Annotated in this window: 21 protein-coding genes; 3 read left to right on the top strand and 18 right to left on the bottom strand. The window is 48.0% G+C overall.

Annotated elements, in window-relative coordinates:
* Positions 1–113: 113 nt before the first annotated feature.
* Entirely contained in the window at positions 114–1,346 is a 1,233-nt protein-coding gene (locus D3D03_RS00705) for a murein hydrolase activator EnvC family protein (protein WP_026833663.1), read from the top strand.
* Positions 1,347–1,397: 51 nt separating this feature from the next.
* Here D3D03_RS00705 and D3D03_RS00700 read toward each other — a convergent pair whose 3' ends face one another.
* The 15 genes from D3D03_RS00700 to lepA form a co-directional block, all read right to left on the bottom strand.
* Positions 1,398–3,047 (bottom strand): methyl-accepting chemotaxis protein, encoded by a 1,650-nt coding sequence (locus D3D03_RS00700; protein WP_026833664.1) that lies wholly within the window; start codon positions 3,045–3,047, stop codon positions 1,398–1,400.
* Positions 3,044–4,021, bottom strand: a complete 978-nt coding sequence (locus tag D3D03_RS00695; RefSeq protein WP_119922464.1) for a BMP family lipoprotein — start codon at positions 4,019–4,021, stop codon at positions 3,044–3,046. Before D3D03_RS00695 ends, D3D03_RS00700 begins: the two co-directional genes overlap by 4 nt.
* A gap of 159 nt (positions 4,022–4,180) precedes the next feature.
* A complete protein-coding gene (gene deoC / locus D3D03_RS00690; protein ID WP_026833666.1) occupies positions 4,181–4,846 on the bottom strand; it encodes a deoxyribose-phosphate aldolase in 666 nt (221 codons plus the stop codon).
* A 75-nt stretch (positions 4,847–4,921) separates the two neighbouring features.
* The gene (gene rarD / locus D3D03_RS00685) at positions 4,922–5,806 is read right to left on the bottom strand and encodes an EamA family transporter RarD (RefSeq protein ID WP_026833667.1); all 885 of its coding nucleotides are present in this window, start codon (positions 5,804–5,806) and stop codon (positions 4,922–4,924) included.
* A gap of 22 nt (positions 5,807–5,828) precedes the next feature.
* Entirely contained in the window at positions 5,829–6,704 is an 876-nt protein-coding gene (rarD, locus tag D3D03_RS00680) for an EamA family transporter RarD (protein ID WP_026833668.1), read from the bottom strand.
* A gap of 65 nt (positions 6,705–6,769) precedes the next feature.
* Positions 6,770–7,465: a 23S rRNA pseudouridine(2604) synthase RluF gene (rluF, locus tag D3D03_RS00675; protein WP_119922463.1), complete on the bottom strand. Its 696-nt coding sequence runs from the start codon at positions 7,463–7,465 to the stop codon at positions 6,770–6,772.
* Positions 7,466–7,590: 125 nt separating this feature from the next.
* Positions 7,591–8,925 carry a tRNA (N(6)-L-threonylcarbamoyladenosine(37)-C(2))-methylthiotransferase MtaB gene (gene mtaB, locus D3D03_RS00670; protein ID WP_119922462.1) on the bottom strand — a complete coding sequence of 445 codons (1,335 nt, stop codon included), beginning with the start codon at positions 8,923–8,925 and terminating at the stop codon, positions 7,591–7,593.
* 5 nt (positions 8,926–8,930) lie between these two features.
* Positions 8,931–9,677, bottom strand: coding sequence for a 16S rRNA (uracil(1498)-N(3))-methyltransferase (locus tag D3D03_RS00665; RefSeq protein WP_119922461.1), 747 nt, complete (start codon positions 9,675–9,677; stop codon positions 8,931–8,933).
* 4 nt (positions 9,678–9,681) lie between these two features.
* Complete coding sequence (gene prmA, locus D3D03_RS00660; protein WP_119922460.1) at positions 9,682–10,629, bottom strand: 50S ribosomal protein L11 methyltransferase; 948 nt, start codon at positions 10,627–10,629, stop codon at positions 9,682–9,684.
* A 24-nt stretch (positions 10,630–10,653) separates the two neighbouring features.
* Positions 10,654–11,760, bottom strand: coding sequence for a molecular chaperone DnaJ (gene dnaJ, locus D3D03_RS00655; protein ID WP_026833673.1), 1,107 nt, complete (start codon positions 11,758–11,760; stop codon positions 10,654–10,656).
* 133 nt (positions 11,761–11,893) lie between these two features.
* The gene (gene dnaK / locus D3D03_RS00650) at positions 11,894–13,720 is read right to left on the bottom strand and encodes a molecular chaperone DnaK (protein WP_026833674.1); all 1,827 of its coding nucleotides are present in this window, start codon (positions 13,718–13,720) and stop codon (positions 11,894–11,896) included.
* Between the two features lie 46 nt (positions 13,721–13,766).
* Positions 13,767–14,327, bottom strand: coding sequence for a nucleotide exchange factor GrpE (gene grpE / locus D3D03_RS00645; RefSeq protein WP_119922459.1), 561 nt, complete (start codon positions 14,325–14,327; stop codon positions 13,767–13,769).
* Between the two features lie 24 nt (positions 14,328–14,351).
* Entirely contained in the window at positions 14,352–15,389 is a 1,038-nt protein-coding gene (gene hrcA / locus D3D03_RS00640; RefSeq protein ID WP_026833676.1) for a heat-inducible transcriptional repressor HrcA, read from the bottom strand.
* A 297-nt stretch (positions 15,390–15,686) separates the two neighbouring features.
* Positions 15,687–16,853 carry a radical SAM family heme chaperone HemW gene (hemW, locus tag D3D03_RS00635; protein ID WP_119922458.1) on the bottom strand — a complete coding sequence of 389 codons (1,167 nt, stop codon included), beginning with the start codon at positions 16,851–16,853 and terminating at the stop codon, positions 15,687–15,689.
* 67 nt (positions 16,854–16,920) lie between these two features.
* Complete coding sequence (gene lepA, locus D3D03_RS00630) at positions 16,921–18,744, bottom strand: translation elongation factor 4 (protein WP_026833678.1); 1,824 nt, start codon at positions 18,742–18,744, stop codon at positions 16,921–16,923.
* Positions 18,745–18,977: 233 nt separating this feature from the next.
* On the opposite strand from lepA, the gene rpsT reads away from it, so the two are divergent.
* Positions 18,978–19,238, top strand: a complete 261-nt coding sequence (rpsT, locus tag D3D03_RS00625; RefSeq protein WP_012369681.1) for a 30S ribosomal protein S20 — start codon at positions 18,978–18,980, stop codon at positions 19,236–19,238.
* A gap of 181 nt (positions 19,239–19,419) precedes the next feature.
* Here the strand turns inward: rpsT and D3D03_RS00620 are convergent, their stop codons facing one another.
* On the bottom strand, positions 19,420–19,863 hold the full coding sequence (locus tag D3D03_RS00620) for a GNAT family N-acetyltransferase (RefSeq protein ID WP_119922457.1): 444 nt from the start codon (positions 19,861–19,863) through the stop codon (positions 19,420–19,422).
* A 12-nt stretch (positions 19,864–19,875) separates the two neighbouring features.
* A complete protein-coding gene (gene holA / locus D3D03_RS00615; protein ID WP_026833681.1) occupies positions 19,876–20,877 on the bottom strand; it encodes a DNA polymerase III subunit delta in 1,002 nt (333 codons plus the stop codon).
* A 102-nt stretch (positions 20,878–20,979) separates the two neighbouring features.
* Between holA and D3D03_RS00610 the strand changes: the two genes are divergently transcribed.
* Positions 20,980–21,141, top strand: a complete 162-nt coding sequence (locus tag D3D03_RS00610; protein WP_012369678.1) for a YqzM family protein — start codon at positions 20,980–20,982, stop codon at positions 21,139–21,141.
* A 35-nt stretch (positions 21,142–21,176) separates the two neighbouring features.
* Here D3D03_RS00610 and D3D03_RS00605 read toward each other — a convergent pair whose 3' ends face one another.
* The gene (locus D3D03_RS00605; protein ID WP_233550607.1) at positions 21,177–23,300 is read right to left on the bottom strand and encodes a DNA internalization-related competence protein ComEC/Rec2; all 2,124 of its coding nucleotides are present in this window, start codon (positions 23,298–23,300) and stop codon (positions 21,177–21,179) included.
* Positions 23,301–23,308: the final 8 nt, after the last annotated feature.

Raw genomic sequence — 23,308 nt, 5'->3', positions numbered from 1 at the left:
CATAATATTTTAATGAAATTGTAAAGGTGATACTGCTCTTTTCTTGTTAGAGTGGAACAGGTATCGCTTCCAAAGCATGAATCTGTATCAAGGAAGGAAGGAACGTTCTAATTATGAAGCCATCTTTACGACAATCGATTGGTCTGACGCTGATGACCATGACGTTACTCATTCATCCACTTGCGAATCCTGTTGGTGCCGCAGGTTCTTATAAAGAAAAACAACAGCAAAATCAACAGCAACAGTCAAAACAAAAACAAGCACTTTCCAATAAGAAAACACAACTGTCGAAAGCACAGCAAAAAGTGTACGCCATCGATCAGCAAATCAACGGCTTAACGTTACAAGTCGTTGAGAATCAACAAAAAATTGATCAGAATACTCGACAAATCAAGCGACTTGAACAAAAAATCCGTCTGCTGAAAGAAAAAATCACGAAACAAGAAAAAATGTTGGGTGACCGCCTGGCTGTCCGTCAAGCCAAAGCAGATCAAGATCCTTTACTTGAAGCGGTATTCGGGGCCAAAGATGTCGGCGATATGATCAGCCGCTTCAATGCGTTTAATACGATTGCGGAAAGTGATGCGTCGTTATTAAAAGACTATGAACAAAACAAACAACAGTTGGCGACCGCTCAGAAAAAATTGCGTCAGACACGACTTGATTTGATTGATGACCGGACCAACCTTAAGAACAAACAACGCGAGCTGAAAGCAGAGAAAACGAAACGCACTTCTTTGCTCAACCGTCTTAAATCAGAAAAACGTTCAATAGAGACAACCATCTTGAGCTTGAAAGATGCTTCAGCACAATTAAAAGCGCAGGAAGCTGCTGCCAAAGCTGCTGCCAAAGCCGCTAAACAACAAGCAGCCGCGCAATCGGCGCAACCTGCTTCCAGCATCAAAGCAAGTACAAAAGTCATCTCGAAAGCAACCGGGAAATTCATCAAGCCTGCTGCCGGTTCGGTTTCCCAAGGAATGGGAGCAGCGAGCGGTAGTAATGGATATGCCTATCATAATGGAATCGACTTGGCGGGACCCGTTAATTCACCAATCGTCGCTTCCGCCAGCGGAGTCGTCATTCAGGCAAGTTCTGGTGGCCCTTACGGCAATCACGTTTATCTTTCGCATAATATCGGCGGCAAGACCTATACAACCGTCTATGCCCATATGAACTCGCTGACCGTCAAAGCAGGTCAAAACGTCAAACAAGGTCAGCAGATCGGAAACCTCGGCAGTACAGGAAATTCGACTGGACCACACCTTCACTTTGAAATTCATGACGGTGGCTATCAGTACAATGCCAACGGTCGGACAAACGAACTGAATCCAAGTGATTTCTTCTAAAACGTGACAAACTCACCGTAATTTTTTACGGTGAGTTTTTGTCCTGCATCATTATAATTTAAATTGACTCGTTTGATGATCAAGTGAGGTCGTCGTCTGCTCAAGCTCTTGCATCAGTTGATGAATCTGTTCAAACGATGCTTGTTGATCGCGCATCGAAGCAGCGACTTCTTCATTTCCGGCTGCCAACTCCTCCATCACACCACTGACCGAACTGACTTGATTCACGACTTGATTGGCTTGATCTTTCGACTGAAGCAACTGCGTCGTCATGAAGTGGACAGCTTCCGTGACATCGGCGACGTGCGTCCGTGTTTTTTCAAATGCCAATTTGACTTCCGCAAAGTTCTGAACTTGATGTTCCTGTTCTTTTTCTGAGCGAAGCAAGGCTTCTTGTAAAATCGCTCCATCCGCACGAATCGAGCGGACGAGTGAAAAGATCGAGCGGGTCGCTTGATGGGTTTCGTCCGCCAACTTCTTCACTTCACTTGCAACCACTGCAAACCCACGTCCCGCTTCTCCGGCTCGTGCCGCTTCGATTGCCGCGTTTAACGACAGCAGATTGGTTTGGGCGGAGACGCTTGAGACAAGTTGTGCCATCTGTTCAATCTGTTGGGTCTGCTGCAGGAATCCGGCCAGTTTGCGACCAAGTTCCTGATTTTGAAGGGAGGCCGTTTCAAGCGATTCTGCCTGTTCCTGCATAATTGTCGCACTTTTCCCCATCGTCGTATCTGCCAGTTGTCCCTGGCTTAATGCCTGTTGCGCCCGTTGTTCACTCTGCTCGAACAACGTACTCATGTCTGTAATCGTACTGACCGTCATCTGCAGATCGTCCGAGACGGTTTGGGTGCCGCTTGCCATTTCGTTGATCGCATGTGTCATGTTTCCGGACACTTCGACGATATTTGCATTTTCAGCTGTCGCCTGTTCGCTCATCTGATTGATGGTCGTCGATGTTTGACTGATTGTACCGATCACTCCGTGAAGTGTACCTTGCATCTGGGCAATCGCCGACTCGAGTCGTCCGATTTCATCCGTCCGTCCGGAAACTTGCAGTTGTTGCGACACATCGCCTTGTGAAATCTGTTCCGCCGTTTTGACGACACGGCTGATCGGGCGTGTGATGCTGCGGGCAAAATACCAGTTATAAAGTGCCAAGGCAATGAGCAGAACAAACGTCGCAATCAGGACAGAACGTGTCAGGTTCAACGTCTTGTCTTTTGCCTCTTGTTGCAAGACATCATAAAACTCACCGTTTTTCGTATGTAACGTATACAGATCACTCAATACACCCTCAATTCGTGCTGCGTACGACCGGATCGTAATCGGATTGAGTTCGTTCAGCAACGTTTCCCGTTCGGAAGATAAGGCTGTATACTTCATTTTCGCCCGGTCCAAGTCCTGTTGAAAACGGTCAATCAAGTATGCTTTTTGGAGCGCATTTAATGCCGCCTCATTTTTCTGACTGAGGGCGAGTGCCTGTTCCTTTTGGTTTTCTGAAGGTTGGCTCGCCAGACGGTTCCATGCCGCCTGCTCATACAATAGTTTCGTCTCCAGTTCAGAAATCTCAACGAGCTGTTTTCCGTAATCTTCGTTGTACGATTGAATTTGCCGTAACTCAAATAACGTCCAACCCATCAAGGCGACGACACTGACGATTGTCACGAGCGTCGAAACTAAAAATCGTTTTCGTAACGTCATTGTACATCCACCTTTCCTTCCAATACATCTTGTTTCAATTGTTCGAGCTGTTGCAGTTCTTTTGGTGTGAAGTTGGCATTGCGAATCGGTGCCAATTGAATCGCTCCGTCCTTCACCCCTAACACGATTTGACCGGATTGCAGACCGGATGCTTTGACCGTGTCCCCGATTTTCGTAATCGCGAGATCGACCTGTTTCAGCATGGATGTCATGACGGCGTCCGGTGCAATCGTTGTCTGGTCACTGTCGACACCAATTGCTTTTTTGCCGTTCGCTTCCGCCGCTTCAAGGACACCGCTGCCGGTTAATCCCGCCGCTGCGTATAACACATCCGCCTTCTTTTTCATTTGGGCGTCCGCCAGTTGTCTCCCTTTGTCCGGTGCGGCAAAATCTTCCGCATAATCCACGAGGACACGGATATCCGGATTGACGGCTGTCGCCCCTGCTTTGTATCCTTTTTCAAACTTTTCGATGAGTGGCGACTTCATGCCGCCGATGAAACCAATCGTTTCACTTTCTGATTGGATGGCCGCTGCTGCCCCTGCCAGGTAACTGCCCTCATCTTCTTTGAACGTGACGGATAATACATTCGGCAACTCCGACACTGCATCAATCAGTGCGAACTGTTGTTTCGGATACTGCTTGGCGACCTTCTCCAAATCCGCTTGCCCCATGAAACCAAGACCGACGACAACGGTTGGTTTTTGTTTGGCTAATGTAGCAAACGCCACCTCGTATGACTTCGTTTCATTCAGTTCTCTATAATCAATGAACCAATCTTCCTTTTCACGAAGTAAGGACATGCCACTCATTGCAGCATCGCTGAATGACTGATCCCCTAATCCGACATCCGATAATACGACCGCCATCTCCCGGCGCTCCTTTACTGCTTGTTGTGGGTCATCGATGACGCTACCGCACCCCGCCAGACCAACTGTCAGCGCAAGTAAGGATAATCCGATTCGTTTTGACATTTTTCCACTTCCCCTCCCTGTTCTACACTGGATTATCGGAAGGGTTGTCTGACTTCTTAACCTAAAAATCAAATTCAGAATTGTTTTAAAACAAAAAAACGTGTCCTTCTCGCAACAGAAGTTGCAAAAAGGACACGCTGATGGGTGAATCCGATTAAATTAGTAATCGCTGTCCGAAGAACCGCCTGTGACGATCGCGATTCCGGCAGAAGCACCGATGCGTGTTGCGCCGGCATCGATCATTGCTTTTGCTCCTTCGAAGTCACGGACACCACCTGATGCTTTCACACCGATGTCAGGTCCGACTGTCTCACGCATGAGACGAATGTCTTCTACTGTTGCGCCGCCTGTTGAGAAACCAGTTGACGTCTTAACGAAATCTGCGCCTGCTTTGACTGATAATTCAGCAGCTGTTTTGATTTCTTCTTTTGTTAAGAGGCAGTTCTCAAAGATGACTTTGACAAGTGTGCCGTTTGCCGCTTCGACAACCGCACGGATGTCGCGTTCAACGAGTGAAAGATCGCCGTCTTTTAACGCACCGATGTTTAAGACCATATCGATTTCTGTTGCACCGTTTTTGATGGCATCTTGTGTTTCAAATGCTTTCACTTCTGGCGTGTTCGCACCGAGTGGGAAGCCGATCACCGTACAGACTTTGACGGCATCGTCTGATTTTAAGAGTTCTGCTGCGAGTGCAACGTTTGTCGGGTTGACACAAACGCTTGCAAATTTGTATTCGAGTGCTTCTTTACAAAGTGTTTCGATTTGGGCACGTGACGTTTCTGCTTTTAAAGCCGTGTGGTCGATCATTGCTGCTAAATTCATGATTAGTTCCTCCTTAAGGGTATCCCTTATACTCTGTTTCCATTCTATCACGCAAGAGGTCAGACTTCTATCTTTTTACGCTACTTTCCTCAGCTGTTTTTTTCGAATCAACAAACCGTTTAGTGTAAAGACGAATGCAGCCGACCAAATAAATGTAAACGCAATCAAGTGAGTTCCCGTAAAGGGTTCGCCGTACAGGAGGACACCGATGGCAAGCGACAACGTCGGGGCGACGAACTGTAGAAAACCGACGACCGTAAACGGAATCCGTTGAGCGCCAAATCCGAACAATAACAACGGAACGGCCGTGATCACACCGGTCAATACAAGTCCGGTCGTCACGAAACCGGACGACGTAAACGTTTCTTGTCCGCTGACACCCATGTAGCCTAAGAACAGGATTGCGATTGGTAATGGCGCGAGTGTCTCAATCGTCAGACTGACCGTTGATTCTAAAGGACGTTGTTTTTTGACGACGCCATAAAAGCCGAAACTGAAGGCTAGTGCCAAGGAAATCCAAGGAAATTTCCCATAGCCGATCGTGAGGATCAAGACACCGATCGTTGCAAGCAGAATCGCAAGCCATTCGATCCGCGACAGTTTTTCCCGGAAAAAGAACACCCCGAAAATGATGCTGACGATCGGATTAATGTAATAGCCGAGCGAGGCCTCGACGATGAAGTTATGATTGACCGCCCAGATGTAGATGAACCAGTTCATGCTAATGATCAGCCCGTTCAGGAAAAAAAGTCGTCGGGTGAACGGATTTTTCAAGGCTCCGGTAAACTTTGGCAACGCCTTTTGAACATATAATAACAGCAGTAAAAAAATGAACGACCAGACAATCCGGTGCGCTAAAATTTCTTCGCTCGAGACACTGGCGAGCAACTTCCAGTAAATCGGCAACAAGCCCCAAATGACGTAAGCGGCTAATGTCGCAAACAAACCCGATTTATTCATTGTTAGTTTCCTCTTTTCTGAATCACGATACTTTTTTCATCTTCATCCGACCGCTCGATATCCCGCTGATGGTAAAGACAGCAACAGCCAACCAAATGAACAAGAACGCGATGAAGTGAATCGGTGTAAAGATGTCATTGAATAAAAAGACACCGAGAATCAAGGTCAGGGTCGGAGCGATATATTGTAAAATCCCGACATAGACAAACGGAATTTTCGGCATTCCGTATCCGAACAACATCAATTGCACCGCAGTCGCTACGCCAAGCATGACGATGGCAAACAAGGCTTCTGTCGGAAGAGCAATCGGGTTCGCTCCTGTAATCCCAAGTGTCAACACGGCAAACGGCAACGTGACAAGCGTCTCAAGAAACAGACCGGATAACGGCTCGGCCGCCGCCTTTTTTTTGAGGACACCATAAAAAGCAAACGAGATGGCAAGTGAAAACGCGATAAGCGGAAACTTTCCATAGCCAAACGTTAAAATTAGGACACCAGTGATGGCGCTCGCCATCGCAAGAAGCTGTGCCCGGTTCAGACGTTCACCAAAAAACAACAAGCCGAATAAGACACTGACGAGTGGATTGATGTAATAGCCGAGCGAGGATTCGACGATGTATCCTTCGCCAATCGCGTACAGGTACAAGGTCCAGTTTCCCCCAAGGACAAGTCCTGCCCCTAAAACGGTATTGCGTTGACGTTTACTTCGCCAGAGTTGCTTGACGTGCTTGAACTTCCCTGTCAGTCGCAGTAACAACGTGACAAAGATAAAGGCACTGATGATTCGGATTGAGACGACTGTCCACGCTGGTACCTCATCCGCAAACAGTTTATAGATCGGCAGCAATCCGCCGATCACATAGGCGACGAACGTCGCACTCATTCCCCGTTTATCCACGATGAACCCCCTTTTCCTTATATGTATACAAGTAAAGCCGCCATCATCATGGCGACTTTTTGAGCTTATTGTTGATCGAGAATCTGGAACAACGTTTTCATTTCCGTCTCCGTCAAGTCGCGCCATTCCCCAATCGGTAAATCACCGAGTTCGACGTTCATAATCCGGACACGTTGCAGGCGTTTGACCCGGTAACCAAACTCTTTGCACATCCGGCGAATTTGCCGGTTCAACCCTTGTGTCAAAACGATTCGGAACGTCCGCGACTCGAGCTGTTCAACGACACATTCCTTCGTCGTCGTTCCAAGAATGTCGACGCCGCTCGCCATCCCTTCGATAAACGTTTCCGTGATCGGTGCGTCAACCGTTACGATGTACTCTTTATCGTGGTTGTTTTCCGCACGTAAAATCCGGTTGACGATATCCCCGTCGTTCGTCAGGATGATCAGTCCGTCCGAATCTTTATCAAGTCGTCCAATCGGGAAAATCCGTTTCGGATGATTGACGAAATCAATGATGTTCCCTTCGATGTCACGCTCTGTCGTACACGTGATTCCGACCGGTTTGTTTAAGATCAAATACTCAAGTTCCGGCTTCGCTTGTAACGGTTGTCCATCGATCTCGACGGCATCTGTTTTTTCTACCTGCGAGCCGAGTTCGGCTACATTTCCGTTAATCGTCACACGTCCGGCATCGATTAATTTATCGGCTGCCCGCCGGGAACAATATCCTGTTTCACTGATGAATTTATTAATTCGCATAAGTTTGTGTCCTCTTTCTCTTGTGTAATCTTTACTCAGTGTAGCGTATCCGTTACCTGAAAACAAAATAATTTATCACACCAAAAATAAAGTTCGTCTTCCGGTTACCGGAAGACGAACTCATTTCAGATCGCTTGTTCTTTTAATGTCTCCATGACACGGACAAATTGTCCGTCGTTCATTGGATAACCGGCTTTGGTAATTTTGACACGAACGAGTTGACCAATCAATGATTCGTCCCCTTCGATCGCGACACGTAAGTAATTATCGGTATAACCGACAAGACGACCGCCTGCTTCTTCCGAAAATTCTTCCGGAATGATTTCAAGCAGTTCTCCCTCGTATTTCGATGCATATTCTTTCGCCAGTTGATCCGACAAAGCAATCAACCGGGCGACACGTTGTTCTTTGATGTTCTCATCGACTTGATCATCCATCATCGCAGCCGGTGTACCGGTCCGTTTCGAATACGGGAAGACATGCAGTTCACTGAACTTATGATCGTTGATGAAGTTAAACGTCTCCATAAACTCTTCTTCCGTCTCCCCCGGGAAACCGACGATGACGTCAGACGTGATCGCACAATCCGGTAAGACTTCTTTTAAGCGCGTGATCCGTTCACCGAACTCCGCCATCGTATACTTCCGGCGCATCCGGCGCAAGACCGTATCCGATGCCGATTGAATCGGAACATGAAGATGTCGGACGACGATCGGCGAATCTTTTAAGACGTCCAGTACTTCATCTGTGATTTGGCTTGCTTCAATCGAAGAAATCCGAAGCCGTTCGAGACCTGTCACGGACTCGAGCGCTTTTAACAATTTCGCTAAGTTGTAGTCTTTGAGGTCTTCCCCGTAACCGCCCGTGTGAATACCGGTCAGAACGATTTCCTTATAACCTGCATCCACTAATTGTTGTGCTTGCTTCAAGACATCTTCCGGTTGACGGGAACGCATCAGACCACGTGCCCACGGAATGATACAAAACGTACAGAAGTTGTTGCAGCCTTCTTGAATCTTCAGGGAAGCCCGCGTCCGGTCCGTAAAGGCCGGGACGTCGAGTTCTTCATACACTTTTGCCTTCATGATGTTCCCGACGGCGTTGATCGGCATCCGTTCTTCGCGGAACTGTTCGATGTAACCGATCATCTTGTGGCGGTCCTGTGTCCCGACGACGACATCGACTCCCGGAATCGCCATGATTTCAGCAGGAGATGTCTGGGCATAACAACCGGTGACACAGATGACACTGTCTGGATTTTGACGGATTGCCCGTCGGATGACTTGGCGGCTCTTTTTGTCGCCCGTATTTGTTACTGTACATGTATTGACGACATAAACGTCGGCATGATCTGCAAAGTCAACACGTCCATATCCCGCATCCTTGAACAGTTGCCAGACGGCTTCTGTCTCGTAATGATTGACTTTACAACCAAGCGTTTGAAAGGCAACAGTTGCCATTTCACTCACCCTTTCAATTCAAAATGATACGATACGGCGGACAGGACATAAAGTGGTGCCGTTTCCGTCCGTAAAATCCGTCGTCCGAGTGATGCCGGCACGAAGCCCACATCGGTTAAACGCGATACTTCCGTTTCCGTGAGTCCACCTTCCGGACCGATTACGACCAATAAGGAATCACCGGCTTGCAACCGTGACAGCGTAGAAGCGAAAGCTGCCGCTTCCCCGTCTTTCGCCGCTTCTTCATAGGCGATCAGACATGCCGTATAGTTGACCGCGTCTTGTAGGACTTCATCATACGTCACATAGTCAACCGTCGGCAAGTGCGCCCGGTACGATTGTTCGGCTGCTTCTTTGATGATTTTCTGGAGCCGTTCAAGCTTTTTCGGGATTTTTTTGGCATCCCATTTCGAGACCGAGCGGGCCGATTCAAAAACAAGCAGCTGACTGACGCCAAGCTCCGTCGCTTTTTGAGCAACCAGTTCGACCTTATCCCCTTTCGGTAACGCGTACGCAATCGTCACCTGGATCGGGAGTTCCGTTTCGATCGGTAATTCTTCAATCATTTCCGCGACGGCCGTTTGCTTTTCGAGTTGGTCGATTCGGCAACGGAACAGTCCCGTTCCGTCTAACACCAAAATCTCATCGCCGACATCCATCCGCATGACGTTTTTCATATGATGGGCGTCGTCTTTTGAGAGCGTGAAGGTATTTCCTACACGTGCGGTCGGATCTATGAAATATCGTTGCATCGGCTTAAGCCTCGCGTTTCGCGATAATCGCGACCCAGTCCTCGAGCTTCGTCGTCTCAACGATTGTGAACCCGGCATCGATCATTGCGTCACGCACCATGTCTTTTTTCTGACCAATGATGCCCGATGCAATGAAGTGTCCGCCCGGAAGCGTCAACTTATACGCATCGTTCACGAACAGTAAGATGACTTCCGCCAGGATATTGGCGACAATCAACTCGACCGGTTCTTTCAATTCCTTCATCAAATCGCCTTGACGGACCGTCACTTGCTGACTGACTTGATTTAGTGCCACGTTATCCGTTGCCGAACGAACCGCCACTTCATCCAAATCAAGTGCAAAGACATCCTTTGCCCCGAGTTTGGCTGCTGCAATCGCCAGAACACCTGAACCCGTTCCGACATCGACGACACGGTCGTTGTCTTTCAGGTAATTTTCAATCGCCTGAATACAAAGGACTGTCGTCGGATGTGTTCCTGTTCCAAATGCCATCCCGGGATCGAGTTCGATGATCTTTTCATCCGGTTGCGGTGTGTAGTCTTCCCACATTGGAACGACCGTCAGATGACGGCTGATTTTAACGGGTTTATAAAACTGTTTCCACGAATGGGCCCAGTCTTCTTCGTCCACTTGTGTCAGCGTGACAGTTCCTGCACCAATCGTCAGACCGAATTTCGTCAGCATCTGAATATCGCGCTCGATTCCTTTGATCGTATCCGTCAAATCACTGCTTTCCGCAAGATACGCTTTGACGAGAACACCGCTGTCCGGATATTCATCGCGCTTCTTCTCATCCCAAATTTCACCGAAGTTGTCTTCACGATGCGACATCATCTCGAAATCCTCTACGTCCTCGATGACGACACCACTCGCTCCCGCCTCATGTAAGATGTTCGAGACTGCTTCGATTGCTTCTTGTGTCGTATGGACACAGACTTCTGACCATTTCATTTCCTGTCACGCTCCTTTAGTGAATCACCCTGTAAAGAATGTTTTGATCCGGCTGAATACGCCTTCGTGTTGTTCCTCGACACCTTTTTCGTCACTGATTTCGTTAAACTCACGGAGTAATTCCTTTTGGCGGTCCGTCAGGTTTTTTGGTGTGATGATGACGACGTTGACGTATTGATCCCCGTGATGACCTGAACGGACGTTTGGCATCCCTTTGCCGCGCAGACGGAAACGTGAACCTGTTTGTGTGCCGGCTGGAATTTTCAAACTGACCTTTCCGTGAACAGTCGGTACTTCGATTTCGTCTCCAAGCGTCGCTTGTGTGAATGTCAACGGCATGTCCATGACGATATGATCGTCGACCCGTTCAAACAATTCATGTTCCCGTACACGAACGACGACATACAGATCTCCGAACGGTCCACCATTGACACCCGCTTCCCCTTTACCGGCCAAGCGGATCTGTTGCCCGTTGTCGATCCCGGCTGGAATCTTGACACGGACATCTTTGTTTTTACGGACACGTCCGGCACCACGACATGTTTCACATGGTTCTTTGACGATTTGCCCGCGTCCATGACACGTTGAACATGTCGTTTGATTGACGACACGACCAAACATCGTGTTTTGCTCGACGTTGATGTGTCCTGATCCACCACAACGTTTACATGTTTCCGGATGTGTTCCCGGTTTGGCACCTGAACCGTGACATGTTCCGCAGTCTTCTTCGACCGGAATCGTGATGACTTTCTCGACACCCGCGAACGCTTCCATGAAGTCGATTTCTTCGACATATTGCAAATCCTGTCCTTTGCGTGGAGCATTCGGATCTTGACGGCGTCCGCCGCCGAAGAACATGTCAAAGATGTCGCCGAACCCTTCCGCTCCGCCGAAGCCGCCGCCACCTTGTGATGGATCTTGGTGACCGAACTGGTCGTAGCGGGCCCGTTGATTGTCGTCTGACAATACTTCATACGCTTCAGACAGCTCTTTGAATTTTTGGTCGGCATCAGCTTCCTTGTTAACGTCCGGATGGTATGTCCGGGCAAGTTTTCGGTAAGCTCGTTTGATTTCTGCTGCTGAGGCATCGCGCGCGACGCCCAACACTTCATAATAATCGCGTTTTTCCACGTGCATTCTCCCTCTCTTTGGTTCCGATTCAATTCATACTGTTTGATTTTACCGAACTTCATGCGACATGGAAAGAGCCAAAGCGCGGATTACGCTTTGGCTCTCTCTAGCGCCCGAAAAATCGGTCGGTTACTTATTTGTTGTCTTTGTCGTCGACTTCTTCGAATTCAGCGTCCATGACGTTGTCGTCTTGTCCGCCTGCTTGTGCGCCTTCAGCGCCAGCTTGTTGTTGAGCCATGTTTTCGTAGACTTTTTGTGTCAACTCTTGAACGACTGTCGATAATTCGTCTTTCGCAGCACGAATCGCTTCGATGTCTGTTCCTGCAAGTGCAGTCGTGACTTTTTCTTTCGCTGCTTCTGCTTTTTCTTTATCTGCTGCGTCAATTTGCTCACCGAGGTCTTTGACCGCTTTATCTGTTGCGAAGACGAGTTGATCCGCTTCGTTGCGAAGTTCCACTTCTTCTTTGCGTTTGTTGTCTGCATCTGCGTTTGCTTCAGCATCTTTGACCATTTGGTCGATGTCTGCTTCAGTCAAGCCGCTTGATGATTGGATTGTGATCGATTGTTCTTTGTTCGTACCAAGATCTTTCGCTGATACGTTAACGATTCCGTTTGCATCGATGTCGAATTTAACTTCGATTTGCGGCACACCACGTTGTGCTGGCGGAATGTCTGTCAATTGGAAACGACCAAGCGTTTTGTTGTCTGACGCCATCGGACGTTCTCCTTGAAGAACATGGATGTCTACTGCCGGCTGATTGTCAGCTGCTGTTGAGAAGACTTGTGATTTCGAAGTCGGGATCGTCGTGTTACGGTCGATCAGTTTCGTCATCACGCTACCCATTGTTTCGATTCCGAGTGAGAGTGGTGTGACGTCGAGAAGGACAACATCTTTAACGTCCCCTGTTAATACGCCACCTTGAACAGCTGCTCCGAGGGCAACCACTTCATCCGGGTTAACCCCTTTGAATGATTCTTTGCCTGTGAAGTCTTGAACTGCTTTTTGAACAGCAGGAATACGAGTTGATCCACCGACGAGGATGATTTTGTCGATTTTGTCCGGTGTCATGCCAGCATCGCTGAGGGCACGACGTGTTGGAGCCATCGTCCGTTCTACGAGATCAGCTGTCAGATCGTCGAACTTCGCACGTGACAATGTCATTTCAAGGTGAAGCGGACCTGCTGCGCCGGCCGTGATGAACGGAAGGCTGATTTGTGTCGAAGAGACACCAGAAAGATCTTTCTTCGCTTTTTCAGCAGCATCTTTTAGACGTTGAAGCGCCATTTTATCTTGTGCAAGATCAATGCCGTTGTCTTTTTTGAATTCTGCGACTAGATGATCGATGATTTTTTGGTCAAAGTCATCGCCACCAAGACGGCTGTCACCGGCAGTTGACACAACTTCGAAGACACCGTCTCCAAGTTCAAGGATCGAAACGTCGAATGTACCGCCACCTAGGTCATAGATGAGAATCGTGTGGTCTTCACCTTTTTCAAGACCGTATGCAAGTGCTGCTGCTGTCGGCTCGTTGATGATCCGTTTGACGTCAAGACCAGCGATTGTTCCTGCGTCTTTTGTCGCTTGGCGCTCAGCATCGTTGAAGTAAGCAGGAACCGTGATGACCGCTTCCGTTACTTTTTCACCGAGGTAATCTTCTGCTTGTGCTTTGAGTTTTTGAAGAATGATGGCAGATACTTCTTGTGGTGTGTAGTCTTTGCCTTCGACTTCAACTTTATAGTCTGTACCCATGTGACGTTTGATCGACATGATTGTGTTCGGGTTTGTGATGGCTTGACGTTTTGCGACTTCCCCGACTTGACGCTCGCCGTTTTTGAAAGCAACGACAGATGGTGTCGTCCGGTTTCCTTCTGCGTTTGCGATAACGACCGGCTCTCCGCCTTCCATTACTGCGACACATGAGTTTGTAGTTCCTAAGTCAATACCAATGATTTTTGCCATGATAAATTCCTCACCTTCGAATAGTTATTGTAGTTTCAAGGACATCTTATTCTGCGACTTTGACCATACTCGGGCGGATGACACGATCGTGTAATTTGTACCCTTTTTGGAATTCAGCTGTCACAACGCCTGATTCGTGCTTTTCACTCGGCTCCTGAACGACTGCCTGATGCAGGTTCGGATCAAAGGCTTCTCCAACAGCTGGAATCTCAACGACACCTTCATTTTGGAGTGTTTCCACCAATTGACGTTTTACCATCTCGACACCCGCTAAAACAGACTTCGTTTCTTCGTTGTCCGATTCGATCTGCAACGCACGATCGAGGTTATCCACTAACGGGAGTAACTTTTCGACGATGGTCTGAGACGAGTACTTCGCACGGCTTTCGGCTTCAATCCGGTTCCGACGTTTGAAGTTGTCGAAATCCGCACGGAGGCGTAATTCTGATGCTTTTGCTTCCGCCAGTTGCGCTTCGAAATCCGGTGTCGGTGCTTCTTCGACGAGATCCGCCTGTACGACTTCTTCTTCCGTCACTTCAACTGCTTCTGTTTGTTGCTCGGTAGTTTCTTCATTATTGAGGTTTTGATTCTGCTTTTTTTCTTCCACTCTGAATCGAGCCCCTTTCTATATTCAATCTAAGTTGTTTTTACGCAACTCAGTTTGGAATGCTTGTAAAAGATGAATGATCGAGTTGATGCCTCGATTGTAATCCATCCGTTTTGGACCAATCAGCGCCAATGTCCCGAGTGAGATTCCATCTACGGAATAATGCGCCCGGATCACGCTACAGTCCTTCAGGGCATCGACATTGTTCTCGCTACCAATCGTAATCAAGATTTGATTATCGAGATTCGGACTTAAAAAATCAAACAAGGCTTCCTGCTGTTCAATCAATTCAAGAACCGGACGCAATTTCGCGACATCCTGAAATTCCGGCTGATCAAACATGTTGGCTTTCCCCCCGAGATAAATCAAGGGACGTCCTTCATCCTGATCCGTCAAGACGATATCAAGTGCTTTTGACAGCAAGGTCGTCTGTTCCGAATGCTCGGAACGGAACCGTCTGATTTCTTCGAGCAGACGTCCACGCAACATGCTCAGCGGCGTTCCGCGTAACGTCTGGTTCAATCGTTCCATCAAGCGACTTGCCGCCTCACGTGAGAGGGCTTCCGCGAGCTGAAGTGTCTTATGTTCGACATGCCCTGTCTCCGTCACCAAAACGATGACGACACGGCCTTCCGCTAAGGGAATCAGTTCTAAATGATGGAGGCGTTGCCCTTCTTCTTTTGGACCTAATACAAGCGTCGTATAATGTGTCAATTCGCTCAACAAGTCCGCTGTATGTCGGATCAACCGATCATTTTCATTCACGGAATGGGCAAATAACGATTTTAACGCCTTTGCCTCTTGCGGTGAGATGCTTTCCGGACGAATCAGATGATCGACATAAAATCGATATCCAAGCTCGGATGGAATTCGGCCGGCAGATGTATGCGGCTTTTCAATCAATCCCATTTCTTCGAGGTCCGCCATCTCATTTCGAATGGTCGCGGAACTGAACGTCACGTCACTCCGTTTTGAGAGCGTCCGTGAGCCGACGGGTTGAGCGGTTTTGATATAATCATCGACGATTGCACGTAAAATCAACAATTGGCGATCCGTCAGCACCTTCTTCACCACCTTATTTTGTTAGCACTCACTTTTAACGAGTGCTAATTACATCTTTACTATAAGGAATCATGGAAATGATGTCAACCAATTTGCTGAACCCTTTGAAGACTTTCCCATTCTGCGATACAGTGAAACAAACAAGAAAAGGATGAGGTCCATGCTGGAACTGTTTGCAATGGCCGGTGTGTTCGTCTGGGTATTCATCGCCATCATCGGAACAACCGCCTACTTTTTACGAAAACCCAAAAAATAAAACGGCGTCCGCATACTTTTGTATGGACGCCGTTTTATTTTTTAAACTTGATCTGTTTTCTGCTCTTCAATCTCTGCTTCACCGATAAACTCGGCAAACACTTCATTGGCGAGTGGTACACCGGCATCTGTCAGACGGATATGCGTCGCTGTCCGCTCGACCAGTCCGCGCGGCAACAATTTCGCAATCGTCTGTCCAAAGACTTGGTCAAGCGAGTACCCGTATTTCGCTTCGAAGTGCTGTTCAGACACCCCTTCTTTCATCCGTAATCCGAGAAACATCTCTTCTTCCATCCGTTCCACTTCCGTCAATAACGTCTCATTGCGGACCGGTAACCCCTCCGCTTTGATGTAGTGCGGAATCGGTGCGATGTTCGCCCGACGCGTCTTGTTGATATAACTGTGTGACCCGGCACCAAATCCGTAATATTCGTCATTTTCCCAGTAGACCCGGTTATGCCGGCTTTCCCGACCCGGTAAAGAAAAGTTCGAAATTTCATATTGATGCAATCCACCGGCTTCAATCGTTTCAATCATTAAACGGTACATATCCGCCTCTAGATCCTGCGTCGGCAACGGCAACTTCCCTTTTCGTTCTTGAATCGCAAAAACCGTATGCGGCTCAAGAATCAAAGAGTATGACGAAATATGCGTAATCGGTAAACGCAAGGCCCGTTCGACATCATACCGGACTTGTTCGAGCGTTTGATTCGGTAATCCGAACATCAGATCCACCGAGATGTTATCAAATCGTTTCGCAGCATGCTCCAATGTCTCGGCCACTTTAGCTTCCCGATGCGTCCGACCGATCCGTTCGAGTAATCCGTCGTCAAACGATTGAACACCAAAACTGACCCGGTTGACGCCGCCCGCTTTCATGATATCGAGTTTTTCCGGCGAGACGCCGTCCGGATTGGATTCGACCGTATATTCCAAGGTGTCATCCGTCAGCGGTAAAAGATGTTTTTTAATGATGTCCATCAAGCGTTGCATTTGATCTTCGTTTAAGGCGGTCGGTGTACCTCCCCCGATAAAAATCGTTTCGAGTCGATCCGTCTGATACTGTTGTAACGTCAGTTCGATTTCTCGTTCTAACGCATCCAGATATTCAGCGACCGGCTGATTTTTTAAAAAGACTTTATTAAAGTCGCAATAGTAACAAATATGTTCACAAAACGGAATGTGGACATACGCGGCGCGTGGAGTCATTTCGCCTCATCCTTTCTTTACTTAAACAGAAAAAGGGTGCGCCAAAACGCCCCCTTTGTTTCTTCTCTCAATCTTCATCCATCGACAGAACCGACATGAAGGCTTCTTGCGGTACCTCTACCGAGCCTACCATCTTCATCCGTTTCTTACCTTCTTTTTGCTTTTCGAGCAATTTACGCTTACGCGAGATATCTCCCCCGTAACACTTGGCGAGAACGTTTTTCCGCAACGCCTTGATTGTCGAGCGGGCAACGATTTTTGTTCCGACGGCGGCTTGAATCGGTACTTCAAACTGCATCCGCGGAATCAGTTCTTTCAATTTATCAACGATGACTTTCCCGCGTTCATACGCAAAATCACGGTGAACGATAAAGCTCAGTGCATCGACGTTTTCGTTATTCAAGAGAATATCCATCTTGACGAGACGTGACTGCTGATAACCAATCAACTCGTAATCAAGCGATGCATATCCCTTTGTACTAGACTTCAGCTGATCGAAGAAATCATAGACGATTTCCGACAATGGAAGTTCATACGTGATTTTGACACGTGTCGTATCGATGTACTCCATATCGACGAATGTCCCACGTTTCTTTTGACAGAGTTCCATGATGGCACCGACGTAATCATTCGGTGTCATGACCGCCGCTTTGACGTAAGGCTCTTCAATGAACTCGACTTTTTGCTGTTCCGGCATCTTCGACGGGTTGTCGACGTGGAGCACTTCTCCGGCCGTCGTCGTCACATGATAGATAACCGATGGAGCTGTCGTAATCATATCAATGTTGAACTCACGTTCGATTCGTTCCTGAATGATTTCCATGTGAAGCATGCCAAGGAAACCACAACGGAAACCGAATCCGAGTGCTTGTGACGTTTCCGGCTCGAATTCGAGTGCCGCGTCACTTAACTGCAGACGTTCAAGTGCTTCACGTAAATCGTTGTAACGTGCGGCATCAATCGGATAGAGACCACAGTACACCATCGGATTCATCTTCCGGTATCCCGGTAGAGCTTCTTGAGCCGGTTGTTTCGCCAAGGTAATCGTATCCCCGACGCGGACATCGCCGACGGTTTTAATGGAAGCAGACAACGTTCCAACATCGCCGACTGTCAATTCTTTCTGACGGAGTGGTTTCGGTGTCGACACGGCGAGTTCCAAGACTTCAAAGTCTTTCCCGGTCGACATCATCCGAATCTTGTCGCCGACTTTAACCGTTCCGTTAACGACACGGATCGAAGCGACGACACCACGGTAGGCATCGTAATACGAATCAAAAATCAATGCTTCGAGTGGTGCTTCCGGATCCCCGGTCGGTGCCGGAACTTTTGCGACGATTTGTTCCAGAATTTCCTCAATCCCGATACCTGCTTTCGCAGACGTCGGAACGGCTTCTGAAGCATCGAGTCCGATTACATCTTCGATTTCTTGACGAACACGTTCCACGTCCGCCGACGGCAAATCAATTTTATTGATGATCGGTAAGATTTCTAAATCGTTATCGAGCGCCAAATACACGTTGGCAAGTGTCTGGGCTTCGATTCCCTGTGCGGCATCCACGACGAGTACAGCGCCCTCACATGCTGCGAGTGAACGTGATACTTCATATGTGAAGTCGACGTGTCCCGGTGTATCAATCAGATGGAGGATATATTCCTCACCATCTTTTGCCGTGTATTTCAACTGAACGGCATTTAATTTAATGGTAATCCCACGTTCGCGCTCTAAATCCATCGCATCCAGCGTCTGATCTTTCATCTCACGCGATGTCAACGCACCTGTTTTTTCTAAAATGCGGTCTGCAAGTGTCGATTTCCCATGGTCGATATGCGCGATGATGGAGAAATTACGAATACTTTTTTGCCGCTTTAAACGATCTGCATTATTCATGTTTATAGTCACCTTACCTTATAGTCAAACGTACATACGCTTCATTATACCAAAAATTACACGAGGTGCACCATCTCGTTTTGTTTTCCTGAAAAACAAAAATCGAAAGAAACCCTAGAGCTGTTATTGCTTTTAAGAAAAACGTTTGCTACAATTGTGTTTGTTCTGTTGAACGATAAATGCAGATATGCGAATATAAATCTCGAATGAGTTTTCTTGGAGGTGAATCATCCATGGCTAACATTAAATCAGCAATCAAGCGTGTTAAAACAGCTGAAAAACGCCGCGTCGCTAACGTACAACGTAAATCGTCTATGCGTTCAGCAATCAAAGCAGTCGAAACTTTCGCTACTGAAGGCAACAAAGAGCAAGCGCTCGTAGCTTTCAACACAGCATCTAAGAAAATCGACAAAGCTGCTGCTAAAGGTCTTATCCACAGCAACAAAGCTGGTCGTGACAAATCACGTCTCGCTCGACTCGTAAACGCACTTTAATTCTTCTTTGAAGGATACAGTGATCGATCGCCACTTGGAGCTTGCTCCAGTGGTGATTTTTTTATTCCTAAACAGAAACCGACTCAAAAAATAGACTTAACACAATAATAGAGAGGTGGACTGTTACGTCCGCCTCTCTATTGTTGTGCTGTTTTTTTAGAAGATGAATGAATTCCATCCATTATTCTTTCCTTGCGAAGCGGTCGACCATCACATGATGCGGACCAATCCCCTCAATCTCAAACGATTCACTGGCAATCGTCAGTCCGGACCGTTCGTAAAAAGGCACCGCCACGAGGCGGGCATTACACCACCAGCCACCAGCTTGTCTCGCCGCCAACACTTTACGTGCTTCTTCAAGCAGTGCCTTGCCGTATCCTTCACCCCGGACGTCAGGGCTCGTCGCCATCCCACGCAGTTGATACGTCAATTCAGGATCGGTTTCATGCGATCGGTTTGAAAATGTACCGACCGCAACAATCCGCCCGTTTTTGATGCCACCCAGGTGGAACGTTTTTTCCGCATGATCATCCGGATACGTACAGGTTTCAATCGGTTGATGCGGCCGTAACACTTCATGCCGCAGTGGAATCACTTCTGATGCTTGAATGAGTTGAATCTCCATGTTACAACCTCCTCACAAAGTGGCCAATCGTACGACAAGCGAATCAAATAAAATCCGTTTATCGCCGCGTCCGGTTTTCATCCCTTCGTCCGTTGTCGTAATGGCGATCAAGGCTTGTTCGAGCTGTGCGAACGTAAAACGTTTTCCCGCTTGCAACGCCAGTTTGATCGCATACGGATGGGCACCGACTTTCGAAGCGATTTGCCGCTCCCCATACCCTTGTTCGGCGAGGCGTTTCGATAACAGCATCATCCGATACTGGCGTGCCATCAGACCGAGCAGTGCCAAAACTTCTTGACCTTGTTTTTCCAAATCACGAATCAGACGAATCGCCGGTTCAAGTTGACGTTTCATCAGGTAATCGGTCAGCTGGAACACGTTATCTTCCAGCGTCCGCGGGACAAGTAAATCCACATCCTCCAGCTCAATTGCCGGTCGATCCCCTGCATAGAGCATCAATTTATCCAGTTCATGTGTCAGCGTCGCCCACATTTCCCCGGTCAAAAAGATCAATCGCTCAATGGCTGGACGATCCATCCGGTAACCCTTGTCGTTCACCGCATCCATTACAAAACGAAACAGCTCTTCTGTTGTCGGTTTCTTGGCTTCGAGAATCACAGCACGATCCTTTAGACGTTTGACGATGGTTTTTCGTTCATCCAGTTTTTCCGCCTCCACAATCAAGACAACAATCGCATAATCCGCCGGTTGGACGATGTACTCTGCCAGACGATCGACATTATGGGTTTTTTTATCTTTTGCTCCGGTTAAAAACGTCGCAGGTTTTGCTATGACGACACGATAGTCACTTAAAAAAGGAACGGTCTCCGCCTCATCGAGTACCGCATCAAGCGGTTGATCGTTTAAGTCAATTTTCATATAGTCGAACCGCTCACCGTCCGGTAAGGCAGCTTTGACGATTTCACGTTCCCATTCTTCCAAAAGGTGACGTTCTGTTCCATATAATAAATAAAGGTTCGCCAGTTTTCCGTTGACAAGCCAAGGTGTTTTCATCTTCCCCACCACATTTCACAGTTTGTTCTTAACTTCATCATAGATAATCCTCTTTTATTCCGCTATACTAGAAGCGGAATCTATTTTTAGGGGGAATGCAGCATGGCACATTCAGTACGCCCACCAAGTGAAAATGCGTTTGAAAACGATATTCAATCCAAACGTAATGACGCGCTTGACTCTGCCGTCGGTTTTGGCGCATCGTTCGGTTTTTTCGCAGTCTTGTTCATCATTGGCGTCGTAATCAAATTCTTAAGTCTTTAATCACTAAAACAGCAACCTTGGGGGGTTGCTGTTTTTTATTTTAGCATAGGTTCACAACCCATTGCAGAACAAGTTATCATTCCCGCCTGATCCGTCCGGATGACGGTCCGTCCCCTCGTCCGCTCCAAAACTTCCGCATGCGGATGACCATACCGGTTGTTTCGCCCGGCTGATATGATGACGGTCTCCGGATCTGCTTGTTTCAGCATTTTTTCTCCTGTCGAGGTCTTGGAACCATGATGTCCGGCTTTTAGAATATCCACCTTCCCGACGTGCCACTTCTCCTCCTGCTGGATGCTTGCGTCCCCCGTCAATAAAATACGGTGTTCAGCGACTTCAGCCAGCAGGACGATGGAACGGTCATTTTCTTCTTCCTCCGTTCCTGAAGGAGCAATTACATTCAACCACGGGCGAATGCGTTGTCCGGTTCGGACGAATTGAATCCGTGTCCCCGTCCTTTCAATCTGCTTGATCAGTTCCTGGCGTTTTTCGTCTTGATTATCATATTGCCCAAGATAAATCGTATCGACTTTTACTTTACGCAACAATCCGGCAAGCCCTCCAATATGATCGTGATCGGCATGCGTCAGAATCAGCCCGTCAATTCGTGTTTCAGCCCGTGTGGACAGAAATGGTGCAACAATCTGGCTTCCGGGATCAAACGGACGCAACGGCGGTCGTTTCGAGAGCGAGAACACCCCTCCTGTATCGATGACAAATGTTTCTCCATCCTTTTCAATAACGGTACTGTCTCCCTGACCGACGTCCACAAAAGTGATCCGCTCTTCCGTCCGATGATCCAGGACAGTACTGGCTGTCAGCAGACAAACAAGCGGAATCAGGTGCCCGAACCATTTTCGTTCAGCCACCCACCACCCGGCTATCACCCCTGCCGCCACTGCCAGCCAGACAGGAAATGAAAACACATGCAGGGCTGAGGAAGGCAACGGTAAACGTTCAGCAAGCGCCAAGGAGTGGTCCAGTAAGGCAACCGCTTGACCGTGGAACTGAAGAATTGTCGGTGCCGTCGGAATCAGTACCGTCATACTCGCAAGGAAAGACAACGGCAGGATGACCCATTCGATCCAACCGCCTAAAAGGATGTTCAAGACCGGTGACCAGATTGAAAGTTCGGTTTGTTCCGTTAGTTGTAGCACAAGACTTGTCATGATTTGAGCCCACACACTAATCAGCAACCAGTTCCACGGACGTTTGATCCCGTCCCACATTCTGCGGGACAATAATAAAAAGACCGTCAATCCGACCGTCAGCTGAAACCCGACATCATACAAACTTGTATAGGAGAACGCCAATTGGAAAGCTCCTACCGTCGCTACGACCGCCACAGGGTCCGGTCGGCGATTAAATCGATGGCAACATAATAAAATCATTGCCACACCAACAGCCCGCATCACCGGTGCGCTCCATTCGGTCAACCACCCGTACAGCGGTAACAGGAATAAGACCAACTCGAATCTTCGTTCTCGGGTCAACCGGATTTTTTTAAGCACCCATAACATCGTCCAGATTAAAAATGCGATGTGAGAGCCCGAAATCACAATCGCATGAAGTAATCCAAACCGTTTAAAACGTTCCATCGTCGTTTGATCCATCAGACGGTCTTCACCCAAGACCAGTGCTTCGATATAGAGAGCTTGCTTAACCGGCAACTGTTCGATACGTGCCATCCATTCCTGGCGCACCCGGCGTCCATTTCCATCGAACCCCGGTGTGTCTGAACATTTCCCGAAACGCTCTACTTCGTACTTTCCGCTTAATCGTTCCGTCCGCATCCACCGTGCCTCATCAAAACCGCCGTCGTTCAATTGCGGTAAGACCGGCAACTCGTGTAAGGTCACCTCACACCGTTGTCCGATTCGTTCATAATCAAGCGTTGTGTCTTCATCCAACGTCGTCGCCACGATGATTTGCTGCTCTTGTACTTCAGCCAGATAACGAATACGATCCCCATTCTGCTTCGCATCGATGATATCGATGACATGGATATCCGTTACTGGCGGCGGAGCAATCAGGCGGACCGCAAAAATCATACTTAATCCACTGATTAACAGCAACGATTGGATCGACTTCGACCACGACTTCAGGACAAACATCATGCACACTGCAGCAACAAACCAAAGTGATTCTTTTAATGCCACCAACAGGA

The sequence above is a fragment of the Exiguobacterium sp. RIT452 genome (assembly GCF_003598705.1).
In the GTDB taxonomy this organism is placed as follows: domain Bacteria; phylum Bacillota; class Bacilli; order Exiguobacteriales; family Exiguobacteriaceae; genus Exiguobacterium_A; species Exiguobacterium_A undae.
Note: the sequence above shows the minus strand (reverse complement) of the source record. Positions and strands in the feature narration are given on the sequence as shown.

Excerpts from the sequence above, each read along its gene's own strand:
- D3D03_RS00695 (WP_119922464.1), bottom strand. The coding sequence starts at position 4,021 with ATGTCAAAACGAATCGGATTATCCTTACTTGCGCTGACAGTTGGTCTG.
- lepA (WP_026833678.1), bottom strand. The coding sequence starts at position 18,744 with ATGAATAATGCAGATCGTTTAAAGCGGCAAAAAAGTATTCGTAATTTC.
- holA (WP_026833681.1), bottom strand. The coding sequence starts at position 20,877 with ATGAAAACACCTTGGCTTGTCAACGGAAAACTGGCGAACCTTTATTTA.
- rarD (WP_026833667.1), bottom strand. The coding sequence starts at position 5,806 with ATGAATAAATCGGGTTTGTTTGCGACATTAGCCGCTTACGTCATTTGG.
- rluF (WP_119922463.1), bottom strand. The coding sequence starts at position 7,465 with ATGCGAATTAATAAATTCATCAGTGAAACAGGATATTGTTCCCGGCGG.
- deoC (WP_026833666.1), bottom strand. The coding sequence starts at position 4,846 with ATGAATTTAGCAGCAATGATCGACCACACGGCTTTAAAAGCAGAAACG.
- hemW (WP_119922458.1), bottom strand. The coding sequence starts at position 16,853 with ATGACTCCACGCGCCGCGTATGTCCACATTCCGTTTTGTGAACATATT.
- mtaB (WP_119922462.1), bottom strand. The coding sequence starts at position 8,925 with ATGGCAACTGTTGCCTTTCAAACGCTTGGTTGTAAAGTCAATCATTAC.
- D3D03_RS00700 (WP_026833664.1), bottom strand. The coding sequence starts at position 3,047 with ATGACGTTACGAAAACGATTTTTAGTTTCGACGCTCGTGACAATCGTC.
- dnaK (WP_026833674.1), bottom strand. The coding sequence starts at position 13,720 with ATGGCAAAAATCATTGGTATTGACTTAGGAACTACAAACTCATGTGTC.
- D3D03_RS00610 (WP_012369678.1), top strand. The coding sequence starts at position 20,980 with ATGGCACATTCAGTACGCCCACCAAGTGAAAATGCGTTTGAAAACGAT.
- D3D03_RS00705 (WP_026833663.1), top strand. The coding sequence starts at position 114 with ATGAAGCCATCTTTACGACAATCGATTGGTCTGACGCTGATGACCATG.
- rpsT (WP_012369681.1), top strand. The coding sequence starts at position 18,978 with ATGGCTAACATTAAATCAGCAATCAAGCGTGTTAAAACAGCTGAAAAA.
- D3D03_RS00620 (WP_119922457.1), bottom strand. The coding sequence starts at position 19,863 with ATGGAGATTCAACTCATTCAAGCATCAGAAGTGATTCCACTGCGGCAT.
- prmA (WP_119922460.1), bottom strand. The coding sequence starts at position 10,629 with ATGAAATGGTCAGAAGTCTGTGTCCATACGACACAAGAAGCAATCGAA.
- D3D03_RS00665 (WP_119922461.1), bottom strand. The coding sequence starts at position 9,677 with ATGCAACGATATTTCATAGATCCGACCGCACGTGTAGGAAATACCTTC.